Below are 13,023 nucleotides of genomic sequence, written 5' to 3'. Positions count from 1 at the left end.
AATAGGACTTTAACCTTTTATCCTCATTGAATCTGAATCTATTAAATCTGATTCCAATAAATTTACCCAATCTAAGGCTCTTCCCGTTCCTATAGCCACTGAACCTATAGGATCTTCAACAATATTCACCTTTATCCCAGTCTTTTTCGTAATAAGTTTATCCATTCCATGTAATAAAGCGCCACCGCCAGTCATTACTATTCCTTTATTCCCTATATCAGCTGCTAATTCTGGAGGAGTTCTTTCAAAAACAGAATGAACTGTATCAATTATTTGGGAAACTGACTCTTCTAGAGCTTCCAGCATTTCGCTAGAAGATATATTTACAGTCCTTGGCAATCCAGTTAACAGATTTCTACCTCTAACTTCCATAAAGACTTCTTTTTCCCTAGGATATGCAGTTCCTATTTGGATTTTTAAATCCTCTGCACTCCTTTCTCCTATCATCATATTATGTTTCTTCCTTATATATCGAACAATGGATTCATTGCATTCATCCCCTGCAACTTTCATGGACCTACTTATAACTATACCCCCTAAAGAAATAACCGCCACATCAGTAGTTCCTCCTCCAATATCCACTATCATATTACCATTTGGTTCCGTTATATCTATTCCTGCACCTATTGCTGCAGCAATAGGTTCTTCTATAAGAAAAGTCTTTCTAGCTCCCGCGTGGTTACTGGCTTCGAGTACCGCTCTTTTTTCTACTTCCGTAATTCCACTAGGTACACATATTATAACTCTGGGTTTGAAAATACTTCTTCCTATAGCTTTAGAAAAAAAATATTTCAACATCCTCTCAGTAACCTGATAATTGGAAATCACTCCATCTTTCATAGGGCGTAAAGCTATTATATTACCCGGGGTTCTTCCAAGCATCTTTTTTGCTTCTTCCCCTACAGCTAAAAATTTATTGGTATTTTGATCAATTGCTACAACTGAGGGTTCGTTTAGCACTATTCCTTTACCCTTTGCATATACTAAAATGCTAGCTGTTCCTAAATCAATACCCAAATCCGTCCTAAAAGCAGCCATATATATTTGCCCCCTTCTATCATCTCTATATACTTATACATTATATCATATATTAATTCTACATAAACCTATAAATTCCTTTTTATTTGCAATATTATCCAAAATAACCAAAAGGCCCATAAGGATAGACTTTTGTCTTTCCTTATGGACCTATTTAATCGTTGATGGCTTTGTATTTTAATTTAGTTGCTTTCCCCCCTCTAATATGCCTTTCAGCTTTGTTTTGTTCAAGAACTTGTTTTACCATAGTTGCTATAAGAGGGTTTATCTTGGGAAGACGCTCTGTCACATCCTTATGTACTGTGCTCTTACTCACACCAAAAACACCTGCTGCTTGCCTTACTGTAGCTTTTTCACTTATTATGTACTTTGCAATTTCCAATGCCCTTTCTTCTATATAATCTTTCAAATAGGTCTACCCCCTTTGAACTTTGATTTGGGTTTTTAATCTTTGTAAATACATATGCATTTTAAATTCCTAATAGAACAAATATATGCTAGTTTGAGTATATAAAGGCTGGCATATGTTCTTTAGGATCAACGCTTATCCCATCTTTGATTACTTCAAAATGAATATGAGGTTCCATCATCATTTCAATGGGAGCTGTTCTACCTACCTTACCTATTAAATCCCCCTTGTTTACCTTAATACCTTCCTTAACCATATCTGCCGTAGATAGATTTGCATATTTAGTCATTAACCCATTGCCATGGTCTAGTATTATTACTATTCCCCATAATTCATCATTATATACTTCTTGTACTATTCCCGATAAAGCAGCTACTACTTGACTATCTTCTTCCGCTAATATATCTATTCCTTTATGTCCTGTCCATTCTTCTAGAGTTTCCGAATAGATTAAGTTGTCCTTAGTATAACCTGTACCTAATACCCCTTCTACTGGTGCTATCATGTTTTCCATTGAATTTGGAGGAAGTTCTTTCTCAACAAATTCTAAGTCCTCTTCCATTTCTTCTTTCTCTGCTTCCGCCATTGTCTCTTTAGCTTCTTCGTTTTCCTTTATTTCTTCCTCTTCAAATTCTGGGATTTCTTCCATTGTTTCCTGAACTATTTCCTCTTCCTCCATCTTAGATATTCCCAAGGTAGATTCTAAATTTAATTCATCATTGATGATGATAAAATCTTCCATCTCAGATAGATTGTCTTTATTGCTTTCAGTTAAATTTCTCTTAGAAACTAATACCGTTGTAACTGCTACTACACATACGCAGATAAATAAGATAATATAAAATCCATCTTTTTCAATCAATTTAGCCCATCTATTTTTCATTCCTCCACCTCCATTAGGTATTGTTTCCATTTTTATCTATTTAATACATGGAGATATATAAATTTGTATAAAAAATAAGACAAGAGAACCGTCCCCTTGTCTTAAAAAAAGACGACTAAAAGTCGTCCATTGCAAATTGTTGTAGCTCCACTCCTGTATAATAATGTTTCAATATTTCTTCATAATCCTTATCGTTCTTAGCCATACCATTGGCTCCCCATTGACTCATGCCAACGCCATGACCATATCCTATGGTTTCTATATCCACTATATTGTTCTTTGGATTATAGGTTATTTTAAAATTTGTTGAATTCAAATCAAACAATTCTCTTATCTCTCTACCATTTATTACGGAACCATCAATGGCTAGTTTTTTTATCCTTCCACTTTTGGTTTTTTCTACTAGTTTTATCTTTTCCCCTAGATTATCTTTGGTAATATTTGAACCTGGATATTTTTTTAATAATATATTTATAAATTCATCTCCAGTCATAGTGACTAAGCTCCTAAATTTTGGCGCTTCTTCTTCATAGGGGCTTTCTACCGATTTTAAATAAGGTAAATCCACTGCAAATACATCTTGTGCATCTTCTGTCATACCTCCACTAGTAGAATGGTATAGAGGTTCTATTATCTCGTCTCTATAATATAAAACGATTCCCTTAGTAGAATCTACAGCTTTTTCAATCTTAGACCAATATTTCTCTTCCCAGTCTTTAGGATGAAGATTATTTAATTCTTCTAAAGTAAGATAAGCTTGGCAGTGAATGCCTGTACAAAGAGGAGCCTCAATATGATCAGGATGACCTTCTATATATTTCAGTGTTCTACTTATAGCATAGGTTCTACTAGCAATAGCTTGAGCTTTTAATGCTTCAATATGAAACTCAGCAGGCATTTCTGCAGCCACAACCCCCTTTATATATTCTTCTAAGGGCATCTCAATAACCTGTTGATTCCTGGTATCATATACTATTATATGTCCATCAAATTCTTCTTCAGGAGGAGTTTCTTCCTCTTGAGATTTAATAATTTTTTTAACCAATCTGTTTTCTTTTGGAACAAAATTAAAGGTTTTAACTATTATGGACGGTATAAAGATAGTTACTACCAAAACCACAATAGTATATATTCCAATTTTTTTCATGTCCTCCCCCTCTTACCTTTGGTATACAATATCATATGCTGGGGAAGATAAAATTATAACAAGAAAAATAGGACGACCAAAGGTCGCCCCAACAATTATACATTATAGAATAAGACAAGAGAACCGTCCCCCTGTCTTGTTTTCTGCCTAAACTCTATAAATCTTTCCTCCTAGCTTCGTAATCTTTTCCTCTATATTGTCATATCCTCTATCTATATGATAAATGTTTTCAATTTTTGTAACCCCATCAGAAACTAGCCCTGCTAGTACTAAGGCTGCTCCTGCTCTCAAATCCGTAGCTTTTACTGGGGCTGACATTAAATGATCTACCCCTTGAATAATTGCAGATCTACCATCTATTTTGATATCTGCTCCCATCCTCTTTAGCTCATCAACATGCATAAATCTATTTTCAAAAACTGTTTCAATTACTACACTTGTCCCTTTACAGACACTCATAAGTGCCATGAATTGAGCTTGCATGTCCGTAGGAAATCCTGGATATGGTAAAGTTTTAATATCTACTGCCTTTATTTCATCGGCTCCTATTACTCTTACCTTATCCCCATTTTCATATATTTGGCATCCAGCCTCTCTAAGTTTTGCAATTACGGGCTTTATATGACTGGTAATAACATTTTCTACTATTATATCCCCTTTAGTAATAGCTGCAGCTACCATAAAGGTTCCTGCTTCAATCCTATCTGGAATGATGGAATGAGTCGCACCACCTAACTCTTTTACTCCTTTTATCCTAATGCTGCTAGTACCAGCTCCTTTAACATCCCCACCTAATTTGTTGAGGAAATTTGCTAAGTCAACTATTTCAGGTTCCATAGCTGCATTATCTATTATGGTTTCCCCTTCTGCCATTACTGCAGCCATCATAATATTTTCAGTAGCTCCAACACTTGGAAAGTCTAAGTAGATTCTATCTCCAATTAGTCTATCTGCATAGGCGCCAATATTACCATGGTCCACATCTATTTCTGCTCCTAAAGCCCTAAAACCTTTTAAATGTAAATCTATGGGCCTAGTTCCAATAGCGCATCCACCAGGTAAGGATGTTTTAGTTTTCCCAAGCCGGGTCAACAAAGGTCCCATCACTAGAAAAGATGCTCTCATCTTACTCATCAACTCATAGGGGGTTTCATAATTATTAATATCTTTAGAATTAATTTTAATAATTCCTTCATCTAAAAAATCTACCTTTGCCCCTAAAGATGATAATACCTCAGATATAACATCTACATCCTTAAGTCTGGGTACATCTTCTAATATAATATCCTCTGTTCCTAATAATGAGGCAGCCAAAATAGGTAGTGCAGAATTCTTAGCTCCACTAATTCTTACATTTCCCCTTAATGGAGGACTCTTTTCCACCATTATTTTATTCAAACAAATCCCCTCCTAATTCTAGTAGCCAATAGTTATTATAGGAGTCCCTATCCAAATATAGGTCCTATCTTCATATTCATTGAATCGAACTGCAATATTTAAATTCATCTTACTATTTCCTGTAAATACATGTTCCTCAATATAAGGAGTGAAGATTGAAAGACTTAAAATGCCATCTTCTTTGTATTCTTCTACAACTCTTCCCTTAATAGCTTTTGTCACTCCTAGAATTCTTTTTTCATTTTCTTTTGTACTTATTTCTCCATCAAAAGTTCCAATAACGCAAGTAGTAATATTCACAGGTTTTTCATATTCTTCAAAAATCTTTTCCACCTTTATTATTATATCATTTATTTCAACAAATTGCTCCTTATTTATTAAATTTATGAAAAGAGATGTTTCACCTGGTCCTTGATCTACGTCTACATAGGAGGATAACGTAATGGTAACTATATTGTTATAGTTATCAAAACCTTGAACTATAAGTTGAATAAATCCCTCTTCTTCAATAAGCTCTTCCCAATAATAGTTATTTTCTAATTCATTATATTGACGTCCAAATTCTATTGGGCTACCTTTAATATCCAATTTATTTCTAAGGGTGTCTCCAATATCTCTAATCTCTTCATATCCTGTAAACCTATCAAGAATAACCCCACCTAAACTTATGTCCCCTTCTAAAAAAGCAGCTCCCGTCTCCTCTAAAATTCCCATTAACAATTCTTTTTCCTCGTATTTGTCCTGACTAAATCCAAATACAGGGATTAATAATATAATGATGATTCCCAACATTAAGAATTTACCATATCTTTTCATACCCTTACCTCCAATTTTTTTTAAGGAAAAGGGTATTAGAATAAAAATGTAAAGGGGGACAAAACATTTTTATCACAAAAAAATACCCTTTCCTTATGATAAAAGTATTACCAAGAAAGGGTACTTTTTATACCTTATCGGTTAAATTTTTCATCGTTAATTTTTTTAATGTTTGCCACTTCCAACCTATTTAGTGCTCTCTTTAGAGCATTTTCAGCTCTAAGTATATCTAAACCATTGGGTTTTTCCCTTAAACGTTTTTCTGCTCTCATCTTTGCATTTTCAGCTCTTTCTACGTCTATTTCCTCAGGCCATTCAGCAGAATCCGTTACAATTGTGGTTTTATCTTTTTGAACAGAAAGATAACCATCTACTATTGCAGCTACTCTTTCTTTTCCATCCTTAGTTATCCTTACTTTCCCTATGGCAAGGGGAGTTACTAGAGGTGCTCGGTTTTTCAAAACGGCTAAATCCCCTTCTATTCCTCTTACGATGACCCTATCTACTTCATCGGAGAAGAAAGCCCTATCCGGGGTAACTATTTTAAGCATAAAACCCATAATTATCCCTCCATGTTCTTAGCTTTTTCTAAAGCTTGATCGATGGTCCCTACCATAAAGAAGGCTTGTTCAGGGATATCATCATGTTTCCCTTCTAATAATTCTTTAAATCCTCTAACTGTTTCTTTGATAGGTACATACGTTCCTTTCATTCCTGTAAATTGTTCAGCAACAGTAAAAGGTTGTGATAAAAATCTCTGAATCTTTCTTGCTCTTGATACAATTAGTTTATCATCATCTGAAAGTTCATCTATACCAAGTATTGCTATTATATCCTGTAAATCCTTATATCTTTGTAATACCTCTTGGACCCCTCTTGCCACTTCATAATGTTCTTGGCCTACTACTGCTGGGTCCAGAATCCTAGATGTAGAATCCAATGGATCTACTGCAGGATAGATTCCTAATTCAGCAATTTGACGTGATAATACAGTTGTTGCATCTAAGTGAGCAAAAGTTGTAGCTGGTGCAGGGTCAGTTAAGTCATCAGCAGGCACATATACAGCTTGCACTGATGTTATTGAACCTTTTTTAGTAGAAGTGATTCTTTCTTGAAGTTGACCCATCTCTGTTGCTAAAGTAGGTTGATAACCTACTGCAGAAGGCATCCTACCCAATAGAGCAGATACTTCTGAACCTGCTTGAGTAAATCTAAATATATTGTCTATAAATAGAAGTACGTCCTGACCTTCCTCATCTCTAAAATACTCAGCCATAGTAAGACCAGAAAGGCCTACTCTCATCCTTGCTCCTGGTGGCTCATTCATTTGGCCAAATACTAGAGCAGTCTTATCTATTACTCCTGATTCAATCATTTCATAGTAAAGGTCGTTTCCTTCCCTAGTTCTCTCTCCTACACCTGCAAATACTGAGAGTCCACCATGTTCCGTAGCAATATTATTGATTAACTCTTGGATTAAAACTGTCTTTCCTACTCCTGCCCCACCAAATAATCCTATTTTTCCACCCTTAGAATAAGGAGCTATAAGGTCAACAACCTTAATTCCCGTCTCAAATATTTCCCTAGACGTTCCTTGTTCTTCAAAGGAAGGTGCTGGCCTATGAATGGGTGCCATTTTTGCTCCCTTTACTTGCTCCTTACCATCTATGGCCTGACCTAATACATTAAATAATCTTCCTAAGGTTTCTCTACCTACTGGAACAGCTATAGGTTCTCCAGTATTTACTGCCTCCATGCCTCTTACAAGACCATCAGTTGTGCTCATAGCTACACATCTAACAGTATCATCGCCAATATGCTGAGCTACTTCTACAACCAATTTTTCTTTACCTGTATCTATTTCAATGGCATTTAACAATTCGGGTAAATTTTCTTCACTAAATCGGATATCGACTACGGGGCCTATTACCTGAACAATTTTTCCTATGTTCTTTTCCATATCCCCACTCCTTTCTCTATTACTTAAGAGCTTCAGCACCTGAAACAATTTCTGAAATTTCTGCAGTAATGGCTGCCTGACGAGCTCTATTGTAACTTAATTGAAGTTCATCTATCATCTCTTCTGCATTATCTGTAGCAGATTCCATAGCAGTTCGCCTTGCTCCTTGTTGACTACAGGATGATTCTATTAAAGCTCCATATATTACGGATTGTATATATTTTGGTATTAAATAATCTAATACTTCATCAGGAGAAGGCTCAAACTCGACAACAGCACCTTTTTCCTGTGGGCCCTCTTTTAAATCTGCATTGGGAAGTAATTTAATCAACTTAACCTCTTGAGAAATGGTAGAAATAAATTTAGTGTAGACTATATATACTTTATCCACTTCTTCTTTCTCATAAATTTCCATAACCAGATTCCCAATGGTTCTTGCATGTGAAAAAGAAGGCTCTTCAGTTATATGAAGAAACTCTTCTATTACATTGTATCCTCTTCTTTTAAAATAATCTCTTCCTTTTAATCCAACAGTTATTAATGAAACCTTATCCTTTTTATCTTTTATTTCATGTTCAACTAATCTGTTGATATTGGAATTAAATCCTCCAGCTAAACCTCTATCTGCAGATATGACTATATATATAGCCCTATCCCCTTTTCTAGCTTTCAAATAAGGATGGTTTATATTCTTTGTATCTTTAAGTACCTGTTGTATATTATTATAAACCGTGTTGTAGTAAGGTCTTGAACTACCTAGCCTTTCTCTTGCTTTCCTAAGCTTTGCAGAGGAAACCAATTCCATTGCCTTGGTAATCTGTCTAGTATTACTTATCCCTCTTATTCTTCTTTTAATATCTCGTGTTGATTCAGCCAATTATTCCACCCCCAAATTATTAAGGGAATACTAAAAACTTTTTTTGAATTCTTCAATAGCCTCTTGAATTTTTTCAGTTGTTTCATCAGTTAAATCCTTGGTTTCTCCTATAGTCTCAATTATTTCAGGATAATTATTGTTTACATAAGTTATGAAATCTTTTTCGAATTGAGCAACTCTATCTAAAGGAACATCTGACAAAAATCCATTTACTACAGCATAAAGGATTACAACTTGATCTTCTACTTTCATTGGACTATATTGAGGCTGCTTTAATATTTCCATCATTCGTTCCCCTTGGTCAAGTCTACGTTGTGTATCCTTGTCAAGTTCAGATCCGAACTGAGCAAAGGCAGCTAAATCTCTATATTGAGCTAATTCAAGTTTCAAACTACCTGCCACTTTTTTCATGGCCTTTATTTGAGCTGCTCCTCCAACCCTTGATACAGATAACCCTGTATTTATAGCAGGTCTTTGTCCTGCAAAGAATAAATCCGTTTCAAGGAATATTTGACCATCAGTTATTGAAATAACATTGGTTGGAATATATGCAGAAATATCACCTGCTAAGGTTTCTATAATAGGTAATGCAGTTATAGAACCTCCACCAAATTTTTCATCCAATTTTGCAGCTCTTTCAAGAAGCCTTGAGTGTAAATAGAATACATCTCCAGGGAATGCTTCTCTTCCTGGTGGACGTCTTAACAATAAAGACATAGCTCTGTAGGCAATGGCATGTTTTGATAAGTCATCATAGACAATTAGTACATCCTTGCCCTCATCCATAAACTCTTCTCCCATACTTACTCCTGCATAGGGAGCAATATATTGTAATGGTGCTAATTCACTAGCTGTAGCAGAAACTACAATGGTATAATCCATAGCCCCTGTTTTTTCAAATACATCCACTATTTGAGCTACAGTAGATCTTTTTTGTCCAATGGCTACATATATACAGATAACATCATGACCTTTTTGGTTTATTATAGTGTCTACTGCTAAAGCAGTTTTACCTGTCTGTCTATCTCCAATAATAAGCTCCCTTTGGCCTCTACCAATTGGGAACATAGAGTCAATAGATTTTATTCCTGTTTGTATAGGTTCATTTACAGATTTTCTTGTAATAACCCCTGGTGCAATTCTTTCAATAGGTCTAAATTTAGTTGCATTAATAGGTCCTTTGCCATCAATAGGTTGGCCTAAGGCATTAACAACCCTACCTATCATTACATCACCAACAGGAACTTCTACTATTCTTCCTGTCTTCTTTACAGTATCTCCTTCTTTTATATTCTTATCAGAGCCTAAAAGTACACAACCAACGTTATCCTCTTCTAAGTTAAGAGCCATTCCGTAAACTTCTCCTGGAAACTCTATTAATTCACCAGCCATACAAGCTTCTAGACCATGGACTCTTGCTATACCATCCCCTACTTGAATAACTGTTCCTATATCAACCATATCAAGTCTTTTTTCATAATTTTTTATCTGTTCTTTTATCACTGAACTAATTTCTTCTGGTCTTAACTCCATTTTTTCACCCCAGCTTTCCTATAATGTTGCGCCTTTTAAAGTTTTTTCTATACTTTGTAATTGTCCTCTTATGGTTCCGTCTATAATTTTGTTTTCTACCCTTAAAAGAACTCCGCCTATAACATTTCTATCTACAATATTGTTTAATATTATAGTCTTATTGGTTTTGTTGCTAAGTACATGAACTAGCTTGTTTTTAAGCTTCTTATTCATATCAATAGCTGTTATAGCCGTTACCTCTATAATGTTATTATGTTCATTAAACAGTTCTTCAAATTCCTTTGATATTTCAATTAAATATCCTTCTCTTCTTTTATCTACAATAATATATAGAAAATTAAGTATCTCATAGGATACTTTATCCTTAAATATAGAAGATAATAAATCTTTTTTCTCATCCTTTGAAATCTTAGGATGACTTAATATCTTTTGAAGTGCTATTTCATTCTTCAAGATATTCGAAACTTTACCAATATCTTCTTTAAAATCTTCCAATTTATTTAATTCTAAACCAGCTTCAAAGAGAGCTTCAGCATATCTTTTGCCTACTAATTTTGCCATTCTCTCGTACCTACCTCATCTACAAATTTTTCGATTAAATTCTGTTGAGAAGCCATGTCTACATCTTTTTCAATTATTTTAGAAGCAATTAATACTGCCATCTCTCCTGCTTGCATCTTTACATCTAAAAGGGCTTTTTCCCTTTCAGCTTGTATTTCTCTTTTTGCTTTCTCAACAATATTTTCTGCTTCTTTCTTTGCTTCAACTATTATATCTTCTTTTATTTCTTCTCCTCGTCTTCTTCCATTTTCAATTATTTCCTGAGTTTCATTCTTAGCATCTTGAAGCTTTGACTCATACTCTGCTTTTAATGTCACAGCTTCTTCTTTTAATGCTTTAGCTCCATCTATATCTTTTTGAATATTTTCTTTTCTATCATTAAGTACTTTAGAAACTGGTTTATACAATAATTTTGAAAGTCCCCAAAATAATATTAAACCTGCTAACAAGGTTAAAATCATCGATGAGAGTTCTGGTATTACCCTTATTTCCATAACAAAGCCTCCTTTTCATAAGGGGTATTATGAGATGGGCTCCTTTGTATTAGGGAACCCTTCTCCTTATAATCCTAGATTCAAATATGCAGTTAATAGTGGTCTAACGAATAATAGAATTATGGCAATAACTAATCCATAAATACCAGTTGTCTCTGCTACCGCTTGACCTAAAAGCATGGTTCTAGTAATATCTGCTTGAGCCTCTGGTTGTCTTCCTACAGCATCTGCTGCTCTACCTGCAGCATGACCTTGCCCTATACCAGGCCCTATACCTGCTATCATAGCTAAACCTGCACCTATTGCTGAACATCCTAATATAAAAGCTTCACTTGTTATTCCTTGTAACATATTGATTTCCTCCTTCCAATTTTTAGAAAATTTAATCTAAATTGCCACCTATAAATATCATGGTGAGCATAGAAAAGATAAATGTTTGTAATACACCTGAAAACAGGTCAAAATATGCATGTAATGGTGGGGCAATTATTGGTGCCAATAAACCCACAGCTTGATAGACTAATCCCATAATAATTACACCACTTAGAATATTTCCAAATAAACGGAAAGATAAAGATATAGGATTAGCTAGCTCTCCTATTACATTTAAAGGAGTCAAGAAAGCCATAGGCTCAGTAAACCCCTTTAGGTAACCAAATAGGCCATTGTTTTTTAACCCAAAAAATTGGGTCAATGTAAAAGTTATTAAGGCCAAAGTCAAGGTTACACTATAATCAGATGTAGGTGGTGTAAATCCTATCAATCCAAATAGGTTAGCAAACAATAAAAATGCCATAAGAGTAAATATATAAGGGGCAAACCTTACATGTTTAGCTCCCATAGTCTGCTTAACCAAACTTTCAACTGCTTCAACAGCCAGTTCAACCACATTAAGGAAATTTGAAGGTTTCTCATCTGCACTTACTTGTTTAACCTTTTTATTTACTATTGCTGCTAAAACAAGTAATAAGATTACTACTAAATACACATTAACGATAGTATCTGGTATAAAAATAGACCTACCAAATAAATTTAATGTAAATTCTATTTTCAAATATTTCCAACCTCCTTTCTTCAAATCCTATAATATAGTATAACAAATTTCTTCAATGTGATTAATCTTTCTTTTTTTTCTTGTAATTAGTTTTATAAAATGCAGAAGTTACAATTACAATCTTTATCATCAATAATCCAAGTACTGCTGTAATAAAATTCAAATAATCAGCTACAGCTGATACTATAAGGACTATTGCATAAATAGTGTATCGTATAAAATAATGGAATATAGAATAGCCATATGCTTTTGATGGTTCCATAGTAACTGCTTTTTCAGTAGTTTTCTCAATTAATTTAAATCCTAATATGCCTATAGTTGTTCCAAATACAAAACCCAGAACATAAGGTTTTGCATCTTTTAACCCTATAAACATTATTCCAACAATAATCAAGCTATATACAATAGTTTTTCTAATTAACAAATTTGTTAGGTTTTCATCATTATACATCATTTCACTTCCTATTGTTTTTGTTTTTATCTGCTAGTTTGAATAAATTTAAAAAACCCGCTCCAGCTCCTATTATAATAAATATTAGAGTAAATATCATATCTGTACCAACTTTTTTGTCAATAAATCCACCTAAATATACTCCTATAATTATAGGAGTTATTATAGATAAGCCTATTTGAGTTATTAAGCTTAAGTTTTGAAGCATATTTTTATCATTCTTTTTACCCAAACTAAACACTCCAAACAATAGTTTGTTAAATATGTAACTATATATTTATATTAATTATATACATAATATAAATATACTTCAAATTCAACAAAAATGCAAACGTTTCTTTACAAAAAAATAGATTATTTGAAGAATTTTCTTAATAGTTTGTGCAATATTTAACATTCTTG

The 13,023-nt window shown here is 34.0% G+C and carries 16 protein-coding genes; all 16 read right to left on the bottom strand.

Annotation, left to right across the window (positions count from 1 at the left end; translation table 11 throughout):
- Window positions 1-9: 9 nt before the first annotated feature.
- Window positions 10-1,038, bottom strand: a complete 1,029-nt coding sequence (locus C3E90_RS04060) for a rod shape-determining protein (RefSeq protein WP_236914362.1) — start codon at window positions 1,036-1,038, stop codon at window positions 10-12.
- Window positions 1,039-1,192: 154 nt separating this feature from the next.
- Window positions 1,193-1,447 (bottom strand): sporulation transcriptional regulator SpoIIID, encoded by a 255-nt coding sequence (gene spoIIID, locus C3E90_RS04055; protein WP_005584568.1) that lies wholly within the window; start codon window positions 1,445-1,447, stop codon window positions 1,193-1,195.
- 88 nt (window positions 1,448-1,535) lie between these two features.
- Entirely contained in the window at window positions 1,536-2,330 is a 795-nt protein-coding gene (locus C3E90_RS04050) for a M23 family metallopeptidase (protein ID WP_236914361.1), read from the bottom strand.
- 115 nt (window positions 2,331-2,445) lie between these two features.
- A complete protein-coding gene (spoIID, locus tag C3E90_RS04045) occupies window positions 2,446-3,477 on the bottom strand; it encodes a stage II sporulation protein D (protein ID WP_236914360.1) in 1,032 nt (343 codons plus the stop codon).
- Between the two features lie 147 nt (window positions 3,478-3,624).
- Window positions 3,625-4,875, bottom strand: coding sequence for a UDP-N-acetylglucosamine 1-carboxyvinyltransferase (gene murA, locus C3E90_RS04040; protein WP_236914359.1), 1,251 nt, complete (start codon window positions 4,873-4,875; stop codon window positions 3,625-3,627).
- Window positions 4,876-4,893: 18 nt separating this feature from the next.
- The gene (locus C3E90_RS04035; RefSeq protein ID WP_236914358.1) at window positions 4,894-5,691 is read right to left on the bottom strand and encodes a YwmB family TATA-box binding protein; all 798 of its coding nucleotides are present in this window, start codon (window positions 5,689-5,691) and stop codon (window positions 4,894-4,896) included.
- Between the two features lie 134 nt (window positions 5,692-5,825).
- Window positions 5,826-6,251: a F0F1 ATP synthase subunit epsilon gene (locus tag C3E90_RS04030; protein ID WP_236914356.1), complete on the bottom strand. Its 426-nt coding sequence runs from the start codon at window positions 6,249-6,251 to the stop codon at window positions 5,826-5,828.
- A 2-nt stretch (window positions 6,252-6,253) separates the two neighbouring features.
- Complete coding sequence (gene atpD, locus C3E90_RS04025; protein ID WP_236914355.1) at window positions 6,254-7,651, bottom strand: F0F1 ATP synthase subunit beta; 1,398 nt, start codon at window positions 7,649-7,651, stop codon at window positions 6,254-6,256.
- Between the two features lie 19 nt (window positions 7,652-7,670).
- Window positions 7,671-8,528 carry an ATP synthase F1 subunit gamma gene (gene atpG / locus C3E90_RS04020; protein ID WP_236914354.1) on the bottom strand — a complete coding sequence of 286 codons (858 nt, stop codon included), beginning with the start codon at window positions 8,526-8,528 and terminating at the stop codon, window positions 7,671-7,673.
- 30 nt (window positions 8,529-8,558) lie between these two features.
- Complete coding sequence (gene atpA, locus C3E90_RS04015; RefSeq protein WP_236914353.1) at window positions 8,559-10,061, bottom strand: F0F1 ATP synthase subunit alpha; 1,503 nt, start codon at window positions 10,059-10,061, stop codon at window positions 8,559-8,561.
- Window positions 10,062-10,079: 18 nt separating this feature from the next.
- Entirely contained in the window at window positions 10,080-10,622 is a 543-nt protein-coding gene (locus C3E90_RS04010) for a F0F1 ATP synthase subunit delta (protein ID WP_236914352.1), read from the bottom strand.
- The gene (atpF, locus tag C3E90_RS04005; RefSeq protein WP_236914351.1) at window positions 10,610-11,116 is read right to left on the bottom strand and encodes a F0F1 ATP synthase subunit B; all 507 of its coding nucleotides are present in this window, start codon (window positions 11,114-11,116) and stop codon (window positions 10,610-10,612) included. The genes C3E90_RS04010 and atpF overlap by 13 nt, the downstream gene beginning before the upstream one ends.
- A gap of 66 nt (window positions 11,117-11,182) precedes the next feature.
- Window positions 11,183-11,467, bottom strand: coding sequence for an ATP synthase F0 subunit C (atpE, locus tag C3E90_RS04000; RefSeq protein ID WP_236914350.1), 285 nt, complete (start codon window positions 11,465-11,467; stop codon window positions 11,183-11,185).
- A gap of 31 nt (window positions 11,468-11,498) precedes the next feature.
- Window positions 11,499-12,170, bottom strand: a complete 672-nt coding sequence (gene atpB / locus C3E90_RS03995; RefSeq protein ID WP_236914349.1) for a F0F1 ATP synthase subunit A — start codon at window positions 12,168-12,170, stop codon at window positions 11,499-11,501.
- Between the two features lie 61 nt (window positions 12,171-12,231).
- Window positions 12,232-12,621 (bottom strand): ATP synthase subunit I, encoded by a 390-nt coding sequence (locus C3E90_RS03990; protein WP_236914347.1) that lies wholly within the window; start codon window positions 12,619-12,621, stop codon window positions 12,232-12,234.
- A gap of 4 nt (window positions 12,622-12,625) precedes the next feature.
- Entirely contained in the window at window positions 12,626-12,853 is a 228-nt protein-coding gene (locus C3E90_RS03985; RefSeq protein ID WP_236914346.1) for an AtpZ/AtpI family protein, read from the bottom strand.
- Between the last annotated feature and the right edge of the window lie 170 nt (window positions 12,854-13,023).

The organism is Clostridium sp. Cult2 (assembly GCF_021655075.1).
In the GTDB taxonomy this organism is placed as follows: Bacteria; Bacillota; Clostridia; order Tissierellales; family Tepidimicrobiaceae; genus Schnuerera.
Note: the sequence above shows the minus strand (reverse complement) of the source record. Positions and strands in the feature narration are given on the sequence as shown.